Origin of the sequence: Pseudoalteromonas sp. NZS71_1, assembly GCF_015864305.1 — a bacterium.
In the GTDB taxonomy this organism is placed as follows: domain Bacteria; phylum Pseudomonadota; class Gammaproteobacteria; order Enterobacterales; family Alteromonadaceae; genus Pseudoalteromonas; species Pseudoalteromonas arctica.
Genome location: NZ_JADYXM010000016.1, coordinates 1 through 19,601 on the forward strand (window position 1 = coordinate 1; position 19,601 = coordinate 19,601).

At 42.2% G+C, this 19,601-nt stretch carries 16 protein-coding genes; 4 read left to right on the top strand and 12 right to left on the bottom strand.

Annotated elements, in window-relative coordinates; all coding sequences use genetic code 11:
• Positions 1–330 precede the first annotated feature (330 nt).
• The 5 genes from I6F43_RS17375 to I6F43_RS17395 all read right to left on the bottom strand — a co-directional run bounded on the left by I6F43_RS17375 (position 331) and on the right by I6F43_RS17395 (position 6,670).
• Positions 331–1,869: a transposase gene (locus tag I6F43_RS17375; protein WP_197103322.1), complete on the bottom strand. Its 1,539-nt coding sequence runs from the start codon at positions 1,867–1,869 to the stop codon at positions 331–333.
• Between the two features lie 227 nt (positions 1,870–2,096).
• A complete protein-coding gene (ltrA, locus tag I6F43_RS17380; RefSeq protein WP_197103324.1) occupies positions 2,097–3,386 on the bottom strand; it encodes a group II intron reverse transcriptase/maturase in 1,290 nt (429 codons plus the stop codon).
• Between the two features lie 618 nt (positions 3,387–4,004).
• Positions 4,005–4,418 (bottom strand): hypothetical protein, encoded by a 414-nt coding sequence (locus I6F43_RS17385; protein WP_197103326.1) that lies wholly within the window; start codon positions 4,416–4,418, stop codon positions 4,005–4,007.
• A gap of 330 nt (positions 4,419–4,748) precedes the next feature.
• Entirely contained in the window at positions 4,749–5,840 is a 1,092-nt protein-coding gene (locus tag I6F43_RS17390; RefSeq protein WP_024593465.1) for an IS91 family transposase, read from the bottom strand.
• Positions 5,837–6,670, bottom strand: a complete 834-nt coding sequence (locus I6F43_RS17395) for a tyrosine-type recombinase/integrase (protein WP_197103328.1) — start codon at positions 6,668–6,670, stop codon at positions 5,837–5,839. The genes I6F43_RS17390 and I6F43_RS17395 overlap by 4 nt, the downstream gene beginning before the upstream one ends.
• Positions 6,671–6,974: 304 nt before the next feature.
• On the opposite strand from I6F43_RS17395, the gene I6F43_RS17400 reads away from it, so the two are divergent.
• Positions 6,975–7,943, top strand: coding sequence for an integron integrase (locus I6F43_RS17400; protein ID WP_197103331.1), 969 nt, complete (start codon positions 6,975–6,977; stop codon positions 7,941–7,943).
• 250 nt (positions 7,944–8,193) lie between these two features.
• Here I6F43_RS17400 and I6F43_RS17405 read toward each other — a convergent pair whose 3' ends face one another.
• From I6F43_RS17405 to I6F43_RS17435, 7 genes are all read right to left on the bottom strand, one after another.
• Positions 8,194–8,973, bottom strand: a complete 780-nt coding sequence (locus I6F43_RS17405) for an SDR family oxidoreductase (RefSeq protein WP_197103332.1) — start codon at positions 8,971–8,973, stop codon at positions 8,194–8,196.
• Between the two features lie 9 nt (positions 8,974–8,982).
• Positions 8,983–9,882: a 3-hydroxyisobutyrate dehydrogenase gene (gene mmsB / locus I6F43_RS17410; RefSeq protein ID WP_165721572.1), complete on the bottom strand. Its 900-nt coding sequence runs from the start codon at positions 9,880–9,882 to the stop codon at positions 8,983–8,985.
• A gap of 10 nt (positions 9,883–9,892) precedes the next feature.
• Positions 9,893–11,044, bottom strand: a complete 1,152-nt coding sequence (locus I6F43_RS17415) for an enoyl-CoA hydratase/isomerase family protein (protein ID WP_197103334.1) — start codon at positions 11,042–11,044, stop codon at positions 9,893–9,895.
• Positions 11,044–11,835, bottom strand: a complete 792-nt coding sequence (locus tag I6F43_RS17420; RefSeq protein WP_197103336.1) for an enoyl-CoA hydratase — start codon at positions 11,833–11,835, stop codon at positions 11,044–11,046. Before I6F43_RS17420 ends, I6F43_RS17415 begins: the two co-directional genes overlap by 1 nt.
• Before the next feature lie 10 nt (positions 11,836–11,845).
• The gene (locus I6F43_RS17425; RefSeq protein ID WP_197103339.1) at positions 11,846–13,003 is read right to left on the bottom strand and encodes an acyl-CoA dehydrogenase family protein; all 1,158 of its coding nucleotides are present in this window, start codon (positions 13,001–13,003) and stop codon (positions 11,846–11,848) included.
• A 169-nt stretch (positions 13,004–13,172) separates the two neighbouring features.
• Positions 13,173–14,663 carry a CoA-acylating methylmalonate-semialdehyde dehydrogenase gene (locus tag I6F43_RS17430; protein WP_165721568.1) on the bottom strand — a complete coding sequence of 497 codons (1,491 nt, stop codon included), beginning with the start codon at positions 14,661–14,663 and terminating at the stop codon, positions 13,173–13,175.
• A gap of 129 nt (positions 14,664–14,792) precedes the next feature.
• Complete coding sequence (locus I6F43_RS17435; protein WP_197103341.1) at positions 14,793–15,974, bottom strand: thiolase family protein; 1,182 nt, start codon at positions 15,972–15,974, stop codon at positions 14,793–14,795.
• A gap of 330 nt (positions 15,975–16,304) precedes the next feature.
• On the opposite strand from I6F43_RS17435, the gene I6F43_RS17440 reads away from it, so the two are divergent.
• From I6F43_RS17440 to I6F43_RS17450, 3 genes are read left to right on the top strand one after another with little or no spacing between them, the layout of a single operon-like run.
• A complete protein-coding gene (locus I6F43_RS17440; RefSeq protein ID WP_197103343.1) occupies positions 16,305–16,739 on the top strand; it encodes a MerR family transcriptional regulator in 435 nt (144 codons plus the stop codon).
• A 54-nt stretch (positions 16,740–16,793) separates the two neighbouring features.
• Entirely contained in the window at positions 16,794–17,969 is a 1,176-nt protein-coding gene (locus tag I6F43_RS17445) for an isovaleryl-CoA dehydrogenase (RefSeq protein WP_197103344.1), read from the top strand.
• Positions 17,970–17,979: 10 nt separating this feature from the next.
• Positions 17,980–19,599, top strand: coding sequence for a carboxyl transferase domain-containing protein (locus I6F43_RS17450; protein WP_166110958.1), 1,620 nt, complete (start codon positions 17,980–17,982; stop codon positions 19,597–19,599).
• Positions 19,600–19,601: the final 2 nt, after the last annotated feature.

Here is a 19,601-nt window from a genome sequence, read left to right on the forward strand (position 1 = left end):
CATATTTCTGCGGAAGACCAATTAAAACTCCATCATCTTGGATTTTAACCCCAGTATCTTTATGAGCAAATAAAAAAGAACTATAAAATATCGATAATACTATCAAAGTTAACCGCATTCTGAAAACACCTAACGAGCCTGTAGATTAACTCGTTTTTAAATTTGTTTTTTATTGATAAACAAACCATAGCTGAGTTCCTATTTTGGTTCAATTGATTACTGTATTTTTACGCAGAATATAGAAGTGTTTGATATTGTTTTAATTGGCGTTTTGGAAGGGATTTCGGGTGTTTGAGTGGCTTTTATTTAGAGTAAGAGGGCTTACCCTTCTTAATGCATCGTGTTTTGCAGCTTTTCTATATTATGAACAAGGCAATACAGTTGCCATTGCGCATTTACTTTCGCTTGACCCCGTAAGGTCAATTTATTCATGCTTTTATTCACTGTAATGTTCCCGAACACTGGCTCAATACAACCAAGTCGTTTGCTATATTGTCGTCGACCTATGGGGCTGTCTATTTTTACTTTCATTTTGTCTACATAGCTCAGCTTTTTGCGTGATTTATTATTTATAAACTGTACTTGTCGCCCCGTTTTAATGGGTGGCTTTCGCATACATTGCCGTTGTAGTGGACATACTTTGCAATCTTTTAAGTAACCGCAGAATCGTGTGTATTGTTGGTTATGGCTGTTTACATTGACCCCGCTTCGCCACATGGCATTGCCTGCAGGGCAGCGGCATGTTTGCGTTGCCTCATCATAATGAAAATCGTCTGAGGTAAATAACCGAGGCTTGCCTTTGCTGCGTTTTAGTCGGCGCTTTTCTTGCTCAGTTTCGTATGTTTCGCTGGCTTTAAACAGCGGATTTCGTTTTCTAAATTGGTTATCCGCAATGTAGGTATCGAACCCACTTTGCGCCATAAACTCAAGATTTACTTCGCTGTTAAACCCACTGTCTGCGGTGAATTTGATGGTGTGTTTATCTGCCATTTTTTCTGTATTGAGTTTAGCGAGTTGCTGTTTTAATTGTGCAACGGCTGGCTGTAAAGTTTGTTGTTCGCCCACTGAGCCCCACGCTTGTGCTTGCAGGATGATTTGATGTTTATCATCGTTTATCGCGATGCCATTGTAGCCTTGAATTGTCCCTTTTGAGGTCGTCATCTTCGCACTATCTGGGTCAGTGATATTACTTTTAACAGGCTTGCCTTTACTGCCTGTTTTCTCTTCGTGAGTGGCTAAAAACTCGGTGATTTTATCTGCACTTTTATCTAGCTTTTCTTTTTGTTTTAAATCCTGAGTTATCAATTCTTCGCCCAGTCCATCTTGTGATTGGTGGCGTTCAATAATACGTTTGCTTGCGCGTTCTAGTTTTGCTTTTTTGCGACCTAACTCATCGAATGTGCCACTCCACTCTTTACTCGCATTGGACTTTAATTTACACCCATCAATGGCAAACATGTTGCGGCCTATCAAGCCTTCCTCATCACATATCATCAGCACTTGCGTAAAAAGCGGCTCAATCTGTCCATGCATTTTAGCCACAAAACCCGCTATAGATGTGTAATGTGGCTGGATATCACCCGACACACTCATAAATAAAATATTATGCTCGCAAGCCTTTGCAATCCGACGGCTACTGATAAAACCATGTGCATAGCCCAATAAAATAATCTTTAGCATTACCGAAGGCGGATACGCCGCCGCACCCGTTTTGTCGTTGTTATACCACGCGTCAAATCCCGATAAATCGAGTTTATTTTCGACGATATAACAAAGGGCATATTCAAATGTGCCAGGCAAAATTTGCTCAGCGAAATTGATAGGAATGAATTTATTTTGACAGGATAAGTCAGGCTTGTAGTTAGCCATAACAGTTTACCGTGGGTGAATAATATCTATTAGATCACAGCGAACAGATGGATTCAAGGTTAAAAAGCAACCAACCAAGAATAGTTGGATACGTTCCTAAAAAGAGTAATTCTACAGCCTATCGTGGTAGAGCGACCTATTACTAGGCCGACCCCACACAGATCCGGACGAGCGGAACTACCGCATCCGGCTCTTCAGTTAACTATTCACTCGTGTAAAACATGACCCTAATACCAATCGACAAGAATATTTCGCTTGCTGACTTTGATACTCTCAATATTAAAATACTCTAACATCTTCTTGAAATTACTCCAGTTATAACTTCGTCGACCACTTCGCCTGTTCAACCATTTATATAAGGTATGCAAAGCATAATCATATAAACACGCTAAACTTCGGCTATTGTCGGGAAGCCCGAAATAGTTTCTAAACCCTATCAGTTTTCGTTTTAATTGTGGCAGCCAATCTCTCAACTTAAATGAGTGTTTCGCTTTGATCCATTGGTAATATTCACCCAGCGTTGCCTTCTGCTTCTTCGCGCCAGTGCGCCGCCGCAGTCTTGGTTTACCCGATGAATCTGTGCCCCAGAAAAACTCAAACCCTAGAAAGACAAAATGACGTTTTCGACCAACGTGAAATCGGCTGAAGCGCATTAACGATGTTTTGTCTTGTGCAACGTCTAAGTTGAACTTCTTTAATCGCTTCGGTAATACCTTATAAAAGCGCTCTGCGTCATTCGCATATTGAAACGCGCAAACAAAATCATCTGCATAACGTATCATCATCGCTCTGCCGCGCATCTTCGGCTTTACTTTCTTTTCAAACCACAGGTCTAGCGCATAATGTAGATAAATATTAGCAAGCACAGGGCTGATAATACCGCCTTGTGGGCTGCCACTCGATGGTTTGGTAAAGACACCATCAGGGGATTTTATCCGTGCTTTTAACCACTGATTTATTAAGTTAAGTATTGCCTTATCATCGATGCGTTGTTTGAGCATGTCCATCAACCATTCATGATCAAGGTTATCGAAAAAGCCTTTAATATCAGCCTCAACTATATAACCATAACCTTGAAACTGAAGATTAAGTGTCAAACTATGCACCGCTTGATGCGCACTTTTATTCGGTCGATAACCATAACTATTGCGCATAAAGTCTTGCTCCCAAATACTTTGCAGGATCTGGCTAACACTTTGTTGCACAAGCTTGTCATCAACCGTTGGCAGACCCAAGGGCCGTTGTTTACCATTCGATTTAGGGATGAAAATGCGTTTAATATCATTAACTCGGTAGCGTTTCTGCTTAAGTTGCTGACCTAAACGGTCGATATTTTCGATTAGCTTTGCCTTGTACATAGGCATAGTAATGCCATCAATACCGGGTTTAGCTAATTTATTGAGTTGACCCCAACTTTGATACAGGCTATCAGTATTTAGCAGTCCATATAAATTCTGAAACCTGTGTTTGGGGTGGGTATGTGCTTTAAATGCGATGGTATTAAGTGTTGTTGTCATAGTGGTTCCAGCCCTACTTTGTCCGGACTATGTGCCGGCTTAATACCGAAAATAACTGTCAGCTCCTTCGCCATGTACAAGGCTTTCCCCTGCGCAGACTACTATGGGCTGATCTGACTTCCAAAGGGTCATCGTTGGCTTTGCTTTTCGTTAAGCTTCTCTACCACTATCCGTGTGGAACGCCTTTGGATCTCTCAAGTTCTCAATACATCTATTTATACATGCCACGGCTTGAAAACTCCGCTGACTCTCTACAGCCTAACCAATACGGCTGTTTTGCATGGACTTCGGTAGCGTTGCAAACCTCGTCAGTCAGATCTAATATTTATCGGAGCGATACCAGCACTTCAGGGCCACGATAGCCCCTATGGCCTACATAATTCTCTGTGTACGCTTCACCAATATTGTTCGTGTGATGCAGTTCTCACTGCTGAAAAGCATTTGCTAATCCCACACTCCGCCAAAGGCGCAACACTCGATACAGGTGGTTGGTTAAACCTTACCTGACAGGGACTTACACCCTGCAAGATGCATCAAGCTTCGCTTGACGCACCAACGCCCAAATAACAGGCTAAAAATAGTGGGCTAAAATGGAGCGAAGCGAACAGCCCGCTGTTTTTAGTCCTTGTTGATTTTCTTGTTATGTGACGTTACATGCCGGTATATACGCCAAAATAAAATTATCCCCGTAAAAGCTATAAAAAACAAATACATCTTTGGAGATTCATCAAATGTAATTTCGCTATTTTTAGCTGAGATTTTACCAGTAAATGATATATAAAAAGTCCAAAGAGTTAAGGCTATTGTAATTACTTTTTCTTGAGGCTTATTAAAATCAATTTTACGCCACCAAGACTCTTCAGAAGCTTCATTTTTATCAGTGCCATTTTTTGCATTTTCTTTAGCTTCATCAGAAAACTTTTGTAAATGCTTTTTTACTTCGTTATATCGTTCAGGCCATGCTTCTTTATCTATGTTTTCATAAACATCGAGCAATTCTGCTTCAGTGTACGATTGATAGTCTGGATTCATATTTAGTCACATAACACTTTAGTATTTATGCGACACGCAGTTTGTGTTGCATAATCGCTTGTTGGACTGAGGCGCTACCTGCTCGGTGTGTCAGAGTTGGTGTTGTTTATGCTATGGGAATTTGCTTTTTAGAGGCTCTAGCTAAATCAGCTAATTTAATAAGCTTACCTATTATAATTTAAGCTTTCCCTGCATTGCTCAGCGTTTATTATCTATTCATTAAACCGAATGTTTAACCGTTAAGCAAGGATATTTTTCGCTCGCACAGTCGCTATTAGCCTGAGCAATTAAGCAGGTTAACTTATTGATTTGATGCAGCAAGCAAGGCTGCTAACTCGTTCGCGCTATTTTATTTGTCGCCTCATCTAAATTCATCACACCAATAAATCGTAAGGTACCCGTCTTGCATGACTGGCAAGACCAATGGGGTATTAATCGTTCTTGCTCTACCTTCGGCTTCACCGCTTTGCATGGGGTTGCTGATACTTGAGCCTTTATTAACCCTAACTTTCGCTTGCGACACGCATTAGCTAAAAAGCCATAGTGACGAATGCGCATAAACCCTTTGGGCAATACATGTTGTAAGTAGCGCCGTAAAAATTCATCACAACTCAGAGTCATGACTTTATCGCGGTTGTTATCTGCATAATCGCGGTATTTAAAGCTCACTGTTTCTTCAGTCGCTGACACTAATCGCGATTCTGACATCACGCCTTTTCGGGTATAACGAGCAAGGTAACTAACTAGCTTTTCACTGTACGTTAAACAGGCTTTGCTATACACGCACCATTTGGTTGGTGTGCTTACCTTCGCGAATGAACTATCGCATTCATTGAGCGCCGCGAGCATTTTCCCTCTAAACACTGTTGATAATGCTTTAACGGGGTATAAATAGCCTTTTTCTATTTCATGCCAGTGCGCTTTATCAAGCGCGCCTGCGGGTATCAAGCAATGCAGGTGAATATGCTGACTTAAGTTCTGCCCCCACGTATGCAGTACGCTTGTCATGCCTAACTGGCCATGCCTCTTTCGTTTCGCAAATTTACACAGCGTTTGCCATGCGGCTTTAAATAAACAGTGATACAACGCGTTTGGGTTGTAGTGCGCAATGATATTTAACTCATGCGGGAGCGTAAAAACAAGGTGGAAATAGCGACACGATAATAAATCCTCTTGTTGTCTTTGCACCCATTTAGCCGTTGCCATACCTTGGCAACGTGGGCAATGTCGATCTCGACAGCTACATCCAATTTGTTGTACTTCACTACAGTTATCACATTGCCATGCTTGATAACCGAGCTGTCCCGTTCTGCATGATTGAAGGTGTTGGCAGACTCGTAACTGCTGATAACTCATGATGTGGTGCTGCCGATAATTCCCAAGGCCAGAATTTAAAATATCAGCGAGATGCAAGCCGCTCATTGGTTTCCCCAACTTGCGAGTAAATCAATACCACCATGCCCTAATTTAGGTAACCAGTGTAAGTAACTTTGCGTGGTTCTAATGTCACTGTGACCAAGCTGATGTTGAAGTTGATGAAGCGGCATCCCTAACTCAAGTTGATGTGTTGCATAAGCATGGCGTAATACATGTGGATTACAGTGCTTTAAACCACACATTTGTGCATGTTTTTTCAATGCCTTTCTGAAGCTTGAGGGTGACATGGGTTTATCCATTAACCATCGTGAATAAAACATCCAGCCCGTTGGGTGATACATTTTCCAATAGCAACGTAATTGATTTAGCACGCTATCTGATACAACAACATAGCGTGACTTATCTCCTTTACCATGTTCAATTAAAATGGTTTTACGCTGTCCATCGATGTCTTGCACTTTGATGCGCAGCAGTTCGCCAATACGCAAACCACATCCATAACACACCACTATCAATGTTTTTAAGCGCATATCCGTGCAACTTTCTATAAGTCGTCGAATATCATCACGCGATAAATAAGTAGGTGCCCGAGGTTTTGCTTTAGGCAAGGCTATGTCTAAGTTCAGTGGGCGATGTAAAATATTCTTAAACAGAAACCAAATGCTGTTTATTTGTATTTTTTGACTCGCTCTGGAGAGCTTGCGAATAGCGGGATCTTTAAAAAAGATATTCAGCTCATCATCAGTAATTAAATCGAGTGGTTTATTAAAATAATGGCTGAGTTTAAGTAAATGCTCGCAGTAACTTTTACAGGTACTTTGTGAATAACCAAGATAGGCTATTTCAGTTTTGACTTGTTCAATGAGTGTATTCATTACTTACCTCCAAATATGGGATAACCCCAAGGTAAGTGTGGCTCAAATGGTCAGAATAGGATCTCCGCGTAGCGGCTTAGTTCAACAGCTTTATCAGAGGACACTTTCCTCTTTTTATGAGCAATGCATGTCCCCTTAATTGTTTTTCATATTAGTAACAAATCCTGTAACACATTGCCAGCTTTAAACTTTAAGTCAGGCTATTCTTTTATTAAAATACAGAAAAGAGGAAAAGATCCTCATTTCTTGACTTAGGAGGAAAAACGCCAATACTGTATATAAATACAGTTAACTGAGATTTAAAATGAAAACTAAATCCCCTTTTCTTAATAGTATTATCAACTATATGTATAGCCATCACTATGCTAAAAAATCTATTGAAACTTATGTATTTTGGATTACTGCCTATATCCATTTTCATAATAAGCGGCACCCTACCAGTATGGGCAACAATGAAGTAGAAATATTTTTAAATCACTTAACAGTTACTAAAAAAGTGGCAGTGAGAACACAAGCAACCGCTTTAAACGCACTTGCTTTTTTATATAAACATATTATGAAGAATGAGCTTTCATTAGATTTAAACTTCGTTAAAAGTAACCGTCAGCAGAAACTTCCTGTCGTACTTACACAAACTGAGGTATCGCTATTTTTTAGAAATATAAATAAACGACATTATTTGATAGCAAGCCTGCTATATGGAAGTGGTTTACGGCTGATGGAAGCAGTAAAAATAAGAGTTCAAGATATTGACTTCGACTATAAAAACATACGTATTTGGAACGGAAAGGGTAATAAAAATCGTATTGTGACACTTGCTGAAGAATTAATACCAATGCTAAGAAATCAAATAATTCAAGTTGATGAATATTTACAGTTAGATTTAAAAAATGATGCGTACGCCGGTGTATGGATGCCTTATCGACTTAGTAAAAAATACCCAAGCGCTAATAAGTCATTACAATGGCAGTTTCTGTTCCCATCACATAAATTAAGTACAGACCCTGAAACAGGAGAAATAAGACGCCATCACTTAGATCATTCAGGGGTAAGAAAGGCAGTTAAACTGTCTTCAACAAAAGCTGGAATTAATAAACACGTTACACCACATACTTTGCGCCACTCTTTCGCTACGCACTTACTGCAAAGCGGCGCTGATATACGCACAGTACAAACACAACTAGGTCACAGTGACGTGCGTACCACACAAATATATACCCATGTACTACAACAAGGTGCTAATGGTGTTATTAGTCCTTTTTCAAGATTATAAATAGCTCAGTAACAAGGCAAAAATTGGGTTATATAGTTTATCTATATGAGAAGTTTTTAACGCAGTTAATGAGTTATTCAGAACGCTAGAATGTTTAACGTTTTAATTCAGCGGGTATACTACTCATGTTTTACAACAAAATGCCAACGCCGTTATCAACCCTTTTTCAAGCTTATAAACGCCCCGATTTAAAACAAAAAAGCACAACCCAAAGAGTTATGCTTTTAAATCAACCTTAATCTAGCTCGGTTTACAAACGAATGCCGCCGTCTATTTCAACCACGCGACCGGTAAAAAAGTCGTTTTCGATAATGTATTGTGCAGTATGGGCAATTTCGTCGCTTTCGCCTAAGCGCCCTACCGGCGTTACTGCAAGCATACGCTGTTTGGCTTCGGGCTTCATGGCGTCGGTCATGGCGGTGCTTATTACACCTGGTGCAATAGCGCCTACACGTATACCAAAACGACCTAGTTCTTTAGCCCATGTGGTGGTAAGTGCCACTACGCCTGCTTTTGATGCCGCGTAATTTGTTTGGCCTATGTTACCTGCTCGCGCTACGCTCGACATATTAACTATAACGCCGCCTTTGCCTGATTCAATCATGTGGCTTGCAGCTTCCCGCCCTGCTAAAAACACACCTGTCAGGTTTACATCAATCACTGATTGAAATTGCTCAAGAGACATTTTTTTAACGACTTTGCCGTCTTTAGCTTTTATAAACATGCCGTCGCGTAAAATACCGGCGTTGTTTATAAGCACACCAATGTGGCCAAAATCGCTGTTAATGGTATTAAATACGTTTTCTACTTCGCTCTCAGCGGTTACGTTTGCGGCATAACCTTTAATAGTACTAGTTACACCTTCAAGCTGCATTAGTTGCATAAGTTGCTCACATGCGTTGTTTAATAAGTCTTGTGCCATATCTATTAACGCAATGTTAGCACCCATAAGTGCAAACTTTTGCGCCATTGCAAAGCCTAAACCTTGTGCGCCACCGGTTATTACTACCGTGTTATTTTTAATTTCCACGCGTTGCTCCTACTTTGAAAACAGTTTAAAAATGGCACTAAAGTCATCACTACCCGCACCTTGGTGTTGTAGCATAGTGTATAAATTTTTAGCCATTGACCCCATAGGGGTTGATGAATTACTTTGCTGCGCGGCTTCCATGGCAAGGCCTAAATCTTTAGCCATTAAATCAACCATAAAGCCTGGTTTGTAATCGTTACTTGCAGGGGCTGTATCCATTACACCTGGGCAAGGGTTGTAAAGTTCAAGCGTCCAGTTACGGCCCGAACTTGCGGTCATAATGTCGCTAAGTACTTTAGGATCGAGGCCGTTATTTATACCCATTTGCAGTGCTTCGCTGGTGCCTGCCATTAAAATACTGAGTAGCATGTTATTACATATTTTTGCTACTTGCCCTGCGCCAATATCGCCTGCATGAAATATGTTTTTACCCATATCACTAAGCACTGTATTTGCTTTATCAAACGCGGCTTTTTCGCCGCCAACAATAAAAGTAAGTGTGCCTGCTGTTGCACCTGCAACGCCGCCCGATACCGGTGCATCTACAAAGCTAATGCCCTGCTCGCCAAGTGTACTGCCTACAATAAGTGCTGATTCTGCATCTATTGTTGAGCAATCAATTACTAATGTATTGTTGCTCAGCACGTTAATTAAACCGCTGTCGTCATTATTACCTAAGTAAAGCGACTTAACATGCTTGCCCGCAGGTAACATACTAATAAGTACGTCAGCATTGGTTGCGCACTGCTTTGCATCAACTGCTGCTTTTGCGCCTTTGCTTGCAAGTTCATTTACGACCGACTGGTTTAAATCGAACACACTCACAGTATGTCCAGCTTTAATTAAGTTAGCCGCCATTGGGCCGCCCATATTGCCTAAGCCAATAAAACCGATATTGAGTTTAGTCATCGTCTTTCCTTTATTTGTGTATTGGCGTGTCTAAGCCATTGAGAGGGTGGTTTTCGCCAAAGCGGTTAACAAAAAAGCTCTCTATTATTGTTTGTGGGACATCACTAAGTGTTTTGTATTGCCAATTTGGCGCGCCGTCTTTATCTATTAATAGCGCTCTTACGCCTTCTTGAAACTCGCCTACTTCGCCAGCGCGAACCGACATACCCAGCTCCATTTTAAAACACGTTAATAAGCTTTTGCCTTTACTTGTTTTTAATTGCTCACTAACGAGTGCGCAACTTAGTGGGCATCCGTGTTTAAGTGACTTTTGGGCGCGTTGTAGCCATTTATCGTCAGTAGCTAGCCCTAAAATATAATCAACTTGCTCCTGCAAGGTTGTAAATTCACCCAGCTTTTGAATCGTTTTTAAATTAGCTTTTATATTGCCTTTTGGCATACGCGCAGATTGGTTGTCTAAATCGGTTAACAACTTAGTTAAGCGCTCATGATTTAAGCTTGCGGTTTTACCCCACTTTGCAGTTAAAATTTGCTCAAGCATGGCATCATATTTAGTGCTGTCGATGAAGTGATCGGCAAGCGATACAAAACGCGCGTCGTCGCAGTTAATTGATGCCGACGTTAGCCCTAAAAATAGCCCCACACTTTGTGGCATTTTATGTAAAAAGTAACTGCCGCCTACATCAGGGTATAAACCTATGGTTTGCTCTGGCATGGCAATGCGTGATGTTTCGGTTACAACGCGGTGGCTAGCACCGGCCATTAGCCCTAAACCGCCGCCCATTACTATGCCGTTACCCCAAACAAGGATTGGTTTATCAAAGGTATGGATAAGGTAATCAAGTTTATACTCTAGCGTAAAAAACTCTTCAACTAGGCTTGTTGGTTTACCTTGCGCCATTGCATGATGAAGGCTGACAACATCGCCACCAGCACAAAATGCTTTATCGCCAGCGCCTTTTAACAACACCATTGCAATAGCATCATCGTCTTGCCAAGCTTGCAATTGCGGCTCAAGTAATTTGATCATCTCAAAATTAAGTGCATTTAACGCTTTTGGCGCATTGAGTGTAATAAGCCCTATTAAACTGCCATTTTCTGCGGTTGCGGTTTCAAATATCACGGGCTCATCAGCGTTATTTAATACTGTTAAAGCACTCATTAGCCATTTACCCAATTAGCGCGGCGTTTTTCTAAAAAGGCATTTACGCCTTCTTGTTGATCTTCGGTATCAAATAAACCAACAAATAATTCACGTTCAAGAGGCAATACACTTGCCATTGGTTGATGACGCCCTTTTTGAATCAATATTTTACACGCTGCTACTGAGCTTGGACTTTGATCGACCACTTGGTTAGCTAGTTTTAATGCAGCTGCAAAGCTTTCGCCTTGTGGAACTACTTCTTCTACTAAGCCAATTTGCAGGGCTTTATCGGCTTTTAAGCGCTCGCCGCATAAAATCATGCGCTTTGCCCAGCCTTCGCCTACAAGCCATGCTAAATTTTGTGTACCACCCGCACACGGTAATAACCCTACTTTAGCTTCAGGCAATGCCATTTGTGCTTGTTCTTCAGCAATACGTATATCGCACGCTAGGGCAACTTCTAGCCCGCCGCCCATTGCATAGCCGTTTATGGCCGCAACCGACACGCCTCTAAAATTAGTAAGCGCTTCAAATGCTTCACCAAATACACGCGACATATCAGCGGCTACGCCTTTATCGCCACCAGCAAATACGTTTAGGTCGGCACCCGCGCTAAAAAACTTCTCGCCTTCACCAGTCAGTACTAATGCATAAATATTATTATTATTATTAAGCGCGTTAACGGTATTTTTTAAATCAACTAGGGTGTCTTTTGTCCAGGTATTTGCTGGCGGGTTAGACATTGTTAAAATAGCAACATGACCTTCGGTTGTTAGTTCAATACTCGGATTAGATTTAGATTCTGACATACATTGCTCCTTATAAAACGTCGTTTGCTGACTCAGCTAAAATTCGGCGCGCAATAATTACACGCATAATTTCGTTAGTGCCTTCTAAAATTTGATGAACACGTACATCACGTACATGGCGCTCAAGCGGGTATTCTTTTATGTAACCGTAACCACCATGAATTTGCAGTGCGTCGTTACACACGGTAAAGCCAACATCGGTAGCAAAGCGTTTAGCCATGGCGCAGTAAGTGGTTTTTTCAACGTCGTTATTATCAAGTTTAAATGCAGCAAGCCTAACCATTTGGCGCGCAGCTACAAGCTCGGTGTTCATATCGGCAATTTTAAATTGCAACGCTTGAAACGCAGCCAATGGTTTACCAAATTGCGTGCGTTCTTTTAAATATTCACGGGCGGTATTAAGCGCCGCTTGCGCTGTACCAATTGAACATGTGGCAATGTTAATTCGACCGCCATCAAGGCCTTGCATCGCAAATTTAAAGCCTTCGCCCTCAGCCCCTAATAAGTTATGCGCAGGAATGCGTACATCTTCAAAGCTAATTAGGCGTGTAGGTTGTGCGTTCCAACCCATTTTTTCCTCTGCTTTGCCGTATTCAACGCCTTTTGCGTCGGCCGGGACTACAAATGCCGAAATACCCGCTGCGCCTTCGCCGCCTGTACGTGCCATTACCACTAATACTTCGGTTTCGCCAGCGCCCGATATAAACATTTTTGAGCCGTTAATAACGTACTCATCGCCCTCAAGCACAGCTTTTGTTTTAAGTGATGCGGCATCTGAACCCGAACCTGGCTCTGTTAAACAATAAGAGGCAAGTAGCTCGCCCATTACTAATTGCTCTACGTATTGGTCTTTAACTGCATCGGTACCAAAACTTGCTACCATCCACGTGGCCATATTATGAATGGTCAACATGGCCGTGGTTGCTGTACAGCCCATAGCAAGCTGTTCAAAAATAATGCTCGAATCTAAACGAGATAAACCAAGGCCGCCGGCTTCCTCTGGCGTGTATAAACCGCAAAAACCAAGCTCGCCTGCTGCTTTAATCGTGTCTTTAGGAAAAATATGTTCGCGGTCCCACTTTGCTGCATAAGGTGCGAGTTCTGACTCGGCAAATTGTCGTGCTGTTTGCGCAAAGGCTTGTTGATCTTCTGATAAATTAAAGTCCATGGTAGAGACCTCTTTAGTTGTGTGTTTGTTGTTGTGTGTTTGTTGCGTGTCGCTTTCCCATTAAAGGGATAGTTAGTGACGAGCAGCGAAGACTTATGTGTGTTGTGTGTGAAGTAGCCTTCGCGCCCATCTTTATTATTAGTTATTTAGTTATTCGTTTTAATAAAAATTATTTTAAGTTAATGCTCATGTTTGGACCCGAAGCAATATCATCTTCAAACCAACGTGAGGTAATCGTTTTAGTTTCTGTGTAAAAACGAATACCTTGCTTACCGTACGTGTGCGTATCGCCGTAAAACGAGCCTTTCCAACCAGTGAACGAAAAGAACGGAAGTGGCACCGGAATTGGTACATTAATACCTACTTGCCCTACTTCAATTTCGTGTTGGAATTTACGAGCTACTGCGCCGCTTGAGGTAAATAACGAGGTACCGTTACCGTAAGGGCTGTCGTTAATAAGTGCGATTGCTTCATCAAGCGTGTCTACAAACATACACGCTAGTACTGGGCCAAATATTTCTTCTTTGTATAAATCCATCTCTTTGGTTACGTCAGTAAATAACGTTGGGCCAACCCAGTTACCTTGCTCAAAGCCTTCAACCGTAAAGTTAGAACCATCAATTAAACAGGTAGCGCCTTGCTCTTTACCACCAGCAATAAGCGATAAAATACGCGATTTTGCTGCTTTTGATGTTTGTGGTCCGTATGCCGCGTTTGCATCATCCCACACGCCTGGGCGTACATTTTCAAAGCCTGCTTTAATTTCATCTACCCACTGACTTGCTTGACCTACAAATACAGCAACCGAAATACCCATACAACGCTGACCAGCAGCACCTACCGATGCGCCTACTAGGTTGTTTACGACATGCGATTTACTTGCATCTGGCATAATAACCATGTGGTTTTTAGCGCCAACACACGCTTGCACGCGTTTAAGATTTTGTGTGCCTTTAGAATAAATATAAGCACCTACACCACACGAGCCAACAAACGAAATAGCGCGCACTGCTTTATCTTCTAGTAAGCGGTCTACTTGTGGTTTTGTACCGTGAACAACTTGTAATACGCCTTTTGGTGCACCGGCTTCAATAAATAGCTCAGCTAAGCGCATTGGTGTAAGTGGATCTTGCTCAGATGGTTTTAAAATAAAGGTGTTACCACACACAATAGCCAGCGGGAACATCCAAAGTGGGATCATTGCAGGGAAGTTAAACGGGGTAACGCCCGCACATACGCCAAGTGGCTGCATGTAAGAATACGTATCGATTTTACGCGCTACGTTTTCCATTGTTTCACCCATCATTAATGATGGCGCGTTAGCGGCTTGTTCTACTACTTCAATACCACGCCAAACATCGCCTTTTGCATCTTCAAATGTTTTACCCAATTCGTGGCAAATAATGGTAGCAAGCTCATCGTGATGTTCTTTTAATAGCGCCGCGTACTTCATCATAATGCGAGCACGTTCAGTAATGGGTACGTCTTTCCATGTTTTAAACGTTTCAGAGGCTGAGGCAATTGCTGCGTCCATTTCTGATTCTGTGGTACATGGCACTTGTGCAAGTACTTCTTGAGTTGCTGGGTTTATAACATCGATAAGCTCTTTAGACGCTGATTGAATAAATTCGCCATTAATAAGTAGTGGTACTTGGTGCATGATTAAATCCTAGTGTGTGAGTTGTGTGTTCTCTTTTAAAATTGGTAGCGCCGCTTTGTTAGTATTATGAGTGCAGCACCTTTATAGTTATTCGTTAAAGTATTCGTCTAGCTATTCATGTAACCTTAATTAGTAAGCTTCTACGGCCATAGCAACCGCTTCACCGCCGCCAATACATAAAGATGCAATGCCTTTTTTGAGGCCTCGGTTTTTAAGGGCATGAATAAGCGTTACTAAAATACGCGCGCCGCTTGCACCAATTGGATGACCCAATGCACATGCACCGCCGTTAACGTTTACTTTGCTTTCATCAAGTTTTAACTCATTAATAGCCAGCATGGTTACCATGGCAAATGCTTCGTTAATTTCCCAAAGGTCAACGTCGTTTACAGCCCAGCCTGCTTTTTCAAGCACGCTGTTCATAGCGCCTACTGGTGCTACAGTAAATTCACTTGGTTTTTGAGAGTGAGTACTGTGCGCCACAATTTTACAAAGCGGTGTTAAGCCCTGCTCTTTTGCTTTTGATTCGCTCATTAATATAAGCGCTGCGCCACCGTCTGAAATTGACGATGAATTAGCCGCTGTAATAGTGCCGTCTTTTTTAAAGGCTGCACGTAGGCTTGGAATTTTTTCTGGGCGGGCGTTACCTGGTTGCTCGTCAATCGAAACTGTTACATCGCCTTTGCGTGTTTGCATCGTGTGCGGTGCAACTTCGTTATCAAAGCTACCATTTTGTATCGCGGCTTTAGCTTTACTTAATGAGCCTAATGCAAACGCATCCATTTGCTCACGACCAATGCCGTACTCGTCGGCGGTGTCTTGTGCAAAACAACCCATTGCTTTGTTATCGTAAGCATCTTCAAGGCCATCGCTCATCATGTGATCTTTTATTTCGCCATGCCCCATGCGCATTCCGCCACGCGCTTTTGGAATAAAGTACGGTGCGTTTGTCATGCTTTCCATGCCACCGGCAATAGCAGATTGAATAGAGCCCGCTTTAATTAAATCGTTTGCCAGCATGGCGGCTTTTAAACCAGAGCCACATACTTTGTTAATTGTTGTAGCACCGGTGCTAAGTGCCAGACCTGCTTTTAACATTGCTTGGCGTGCGGGCGCTTGCCCAAGCCCTGCTGGTAATACACAGCCCATAATTACTTCATCTATAGCGTTATTAGCTAAACCAGTTTGTGCAAGTGCACTGGCAATGGCAGTTGCGCCAAGTTCGGTAGACTGCGCATCACTTAACGCTCCCATAAATCCACCCATTGGGGTGCGTTTTGCTGCTACAATTACCACTGATTCTAAAGTCATAACTAACTCCGTTGTAATTTAATGCAAATAATTGTTAGTATATTTGCTCTATTAATTTAGTATTCATTTATTATTTAATACCTACACACAATACTAACGTTTACGCCAACGTCAACTAAAAACAGCTTAATTTTTAGTTTTATAAGTGTAAGCATTATTTCCCAGCTGTTAGGCCACACTGAGGAAATAAAATTAACCTACTGAAAATTAATAAAATAAGTCAACTCTTCGCGCCAACACTCCTTTATAAATAGTTTCAAAACACACCAAGCTTTACCTTTACGTAAACTTCACTTATATTGGAGTTATTCGAATGAGGTAAATACAATTATGAAACCAGATAATCAAACAAACTTTGCAAGCTCTGCCAATGTGCCAGCAAGTAATGAACAAACATTTAGCATTAGCGAACTCGCTAAAGAATTTGACATTACTACCCGCTCTATTCGCTTTTACGAAGACCAGGGCCTTATAACGCCTGATCGTAATGGTCAAACCCGTATTTATTCAAAACGCGACAAAGTGCGCTTAAAACTAATATTACGTGGTAAACGTCTGGGCTTTACGCTTGCCGAAACCGGCCGTTTGTTTGAACTGTACGACGCAGATAAGTCGAGCGCTAAGCAGCTGGTTACCATGCTTGATTTAATAGCTGATAAAAAGTCTGACCTATCTCAACAAATGGACGACATTAAAGTTGTTCTTATGGAATTAGTGACGGCCGAGCGCCGCTGCAGAGACACGCTTAACAAAATAGACGAGTAGCCTATTTTAAGAATAACAACACACTGACACACACACGTCACACAGGAATGAATCATGAGCACTATTTCACTATATAAAGAAATGAACTTTGGCCTAGGCGAAACCGCCGATATGATCCGCGACCACGTAAATAGTTTTGCGAGTCAGGAAATTGCCCCACTTGCTGAAAAAACTGACTTAGATAACGCCTTTCCAAATCAACTTTGGACTCAAATGGGCGAAATGGGCGTACTGGGTATGACCGTATCTGAGGAGTTAGGCGGCGCAGGATTAGGTTACTTAGAACATGTTATTGCTATGGAAGAAATTAGCCGTGCCAGTGCCTCTATTGGCCTAAGCTATGGCGCGCATTCAAACCTGTGTGTTAATCAAATTAACCGTAATGGCACACAAGCTCAAAAAGAAAAATACTTACCTAAGCTTATTAGTGGCGAGCATATTGGTGCCCTTGCAATGAGCGAGCCTAATGCAGGCTCTGACGTGGTATCAATGAAACTTAAAGCTGAGAAAAAAGGCGATAAGTATATTTTAAACGGCAATAAAATGTGGATCACCAATGGTCCCGACGCACACACACTCGTTATTTACGCTAAAACAGATTTAGATGCCGGCGCTAAAGGTATTACCGCGTTTATTGTTGAGAGCAACTTTCCTGGTTTTTCTACGGCGCAAAAACTCGACAAACTGGGCATGCGTGGCTCAAACACCTGTGAGCTAGTATTTGAAAACTGTGAAGTACCCCAGGAAAACATTTTAGGTAACTTAAACGAAGGCGTTAAAGTACTTATGAGTGGTCTTGATTACGAACGCGTAGTGCTTGCAGCAGGTCCGCTTGGCATAATGCAAACGTGTATGGACATAGTAGTACCGTATATTCACGAGCGTAAACAGTTTGACACCCCTATTGGTCAATTTCAGTTAATTCAGGGCAAAGTAGCCGACATGTATACACAAATGAATGCTGCGCGCTCATATGTATATACGGTAGCTCGCTCTTGTGACCGTGGCGAAACAACCCGTAAAGATGCAGCCGGTGCAATTTTATATGCAGCAGAACTTGCGACTAAAATGGCGCTTGATGCGATTCAAATTTTAGGTGGCAATGGCTACATAAACGAATATGCAACGGGCCGCCTGCTTCGTGATGCTAAATTATACGAAATTGGTGCAGGTACATCTGAAATACGCCGCATGCTTATTGGTCGCGAACTTTTCACTGAAAGCCGTTAAGGATTAAACCATGACGATTTTAAAATCGAGCGTTAACCCTCACGATCCAACGTTTGTGCAAAACCATAAAAACATGTCGGCGCTGGTGGATGATTTACGCAGTAAGGTAGCAACAATTAGCCAAGGCGGAGGCGCTGCATTAAAGGAGCGCCACGAAGGCCGTGGTAAATTATTTGTACGCGACCGTATAAGTACGTTAATTGACGAAGGCTCACCGTTTTTAGAAATATCGCAATTTGCTGCCTTTGGTGTGTACGAACAAGCAATACCGTGCGCCGGTGTTGTAGCCGGTATAGGCCGTGTTAAAGGCATTGAATGCATGATTATTGCAAACGATGCCACGGTTAAAGGCGGTACGTATTTTCCGCTTACTGTTAAAAAGCATTTACGCGCACAAGACATTGCAGAGCGCTGCCACTTACCGTGTATTTATCTTGTAGATTCGGGCGGTGCAAACCTGCCTGAGCAAGACGATGTATTTCCAGATAAGCTGCATTTTGGTCGTATTTTTTACAATCAAGCCCGTATGTCGGGTAAAGGTATTCCACAAATTGCCGTGGTAATGGGGTTATGTACCGCTGGTGGTGCGTACGTACCTGCAATGGCAGACGAAAGCATTATTGTAAAAGATCAAGGCACTATATTTTTAGCCGGTCCGCCGCTTGTAAAAGCAGCAACAGGCGAGGAAGTAACCGCCGAGGAGCTTGGCGGTGCCGATGTGCACTGTAAAGTGTCGGGTGTTGCCGATCACTACGCTGAAAACGATGCTCATGCGCTGTCTATTGCGCGCCAATGTATTGAGCGCATTAACTATACACGCCCTACTGCGCCGTTACTTAAACAAGAGCTAGAAGATGTAAAACCACCGCGTTACGATATTAACGAGCTTTACGGCATTGTAGGCACTGACCTTAAAAAGCCGTTTGATGTACGCGAAGTAATAGCGCGCACTGTAGATGATTCATCATTTGATGAATTTAAACGCTATTTTGGTGAAACGTTAGTCACCGGTTTTGCCAGCATTTATGGCAACCCCGTTGGCATAGTGGCTAATAACGGTATTTTATTTAGTGAGTCGGCGCAAAAAGGCGCGCACTTTATTCAGCTGTGTGCTCAGCGCAATATTCCTTTAGTGTTTTTACAAAATATTACCGGCTTTATGGTGGGTAAAAAATACGAAGCCGAAGGCATTGCAAAGCACGGTGCTAAAATGGTGATGGCGGTTTCGTGTGCTGATGTGCCTAAATTTACAGTACTTATTGGCGGCTCTTACGGCGCAGGTAACTACGGAATGTGTGGTCGTGCATTTGAACCAACCATGATGTGGATGTGGCCTAATGCCCGTATTTCGGTCATGGGCGGCGAGCAAGCAGCGGGTGTAATGGCACAAGTTAAACAAGATGGTTTAGCACGCAAAGGTCAAAGCATGAGCGAGCAAGAAATCAGTGACTTTAAAAAACCAATTATTGATCAGTACGAAGAACAAGGTCATCCGTATTACGCCAGCGCACGCTTGTGGGATGACGGTATTATAGATCCTGCCGACACGCGTAATGTATTAGGGCTCGCGTTAACGGCTGCAAACAACGCACCAAAACGTGATTCGAAATTTGGCGTATTTAGAATGTAAAC

Bases quoted from the DNA above. Each gene is read 5' to 3' on its own strand.
- I6F43_RS17450 (WP_166110958.1), top strand. From the start codon at position 17,980: ATGACGATTTTAAAATCGAGCGTTAACCCTCACGATCCAACGTTTGTG.
- I6F43_RS17425 (WP_197103339.1), bottom strand. From the start codon at position 13,003: ATGGACTTTAATTTATCAGAAGATCAACAAGCCTTTGCGCAAACAGCA.
- I6F43_RS17420 (WP_197103336.1), bottom strand. From the start codon at position 11,835: ATGTCAGAATCTAAATCTAATCCGAGTATTGAACTAACAACCGAAGGT.
- I6F43_RS17400 (WP_197103331.1), top strand. From the start codon at position 6,975: ATGAAAACTAAATCCCCTTTTCTTAATAGTATTATCAACTATATGTAT.
- I6F43_RS17430 (WP_165721568.1), bottom strand. From the start codon at position 14,663: ATGCACCAAGTACCACTACTTATTAATGGCGAATTTATTCAATCAGCG.
- I6F43_RS17415 (WP_197103334.1), bottom strand. From the start codon at position 11,044: ATGAGTGCTTTAACAGTATTAAATAACGCTGATGAGCCCGTGATATTT.
- I6F43_RS17440 (WP_197103343.1), top strand. From the start codon at position 16,305: ATGAAACCAGATAATCAAACAAACTTTGCAAGCTCTGCCAATGTGCCA.
- I6F43_RS17385 (WP_197103326.1), bottom strand. From the start codon at position 4,418: ATGAATCCAGACTATCAATCGTACACTGAAGCAGAATTGCTCGATGTT.
- I6F43_RS17395 (WP_197103328.1), bottom strand. From the start codon at position 6,670: ATGAATACACTCATTGAACAAGTCAAAACTGAAATAGCCTATCTTGGT.
- I6F43_RS17375 (WP_197103322.1), bottom strand. From the start codon at position 1,869: ATGGCTAACTACAAGCCTGACTTATCCTGTCAAAATAAATTCATTCCT.
- mmsB (WP_165721572.1), bottom strand. From the start codon at position 9,882: ATGACTAAACTCAATATCGGTTTTATTGGCTTAGGCAATATGGGCGGC.
- I6F43_RS17435 (WP_197103341.1), bottom strand. From the start codon at position 15,974: ATGACTTTAGAATCAGTGGTAATTGTAGCAGCAAAACGCACCCCAATG.
- I6F43_RS17390 (WP_024593465.1), bottom strand. From the start codon at position 5,840: ATGAGCGGCTTGCATCTCGCTGATATTTTAAATTCTGGCCTTGGGAAT.
- ltrA (WP_197103324.1), bottom strand. From the start codon at position 3,386: ATGACAACAACACTTAATACCATCGCATTTAAAGCACATACCCACCCC.
- I6F43_RS17445 (WP_197103344.1), top strand. From the start codon at position 16,794: ATGAGCACTATTTCACTATATAAAGAAATGAACTTTGGCCTAGGCGAA.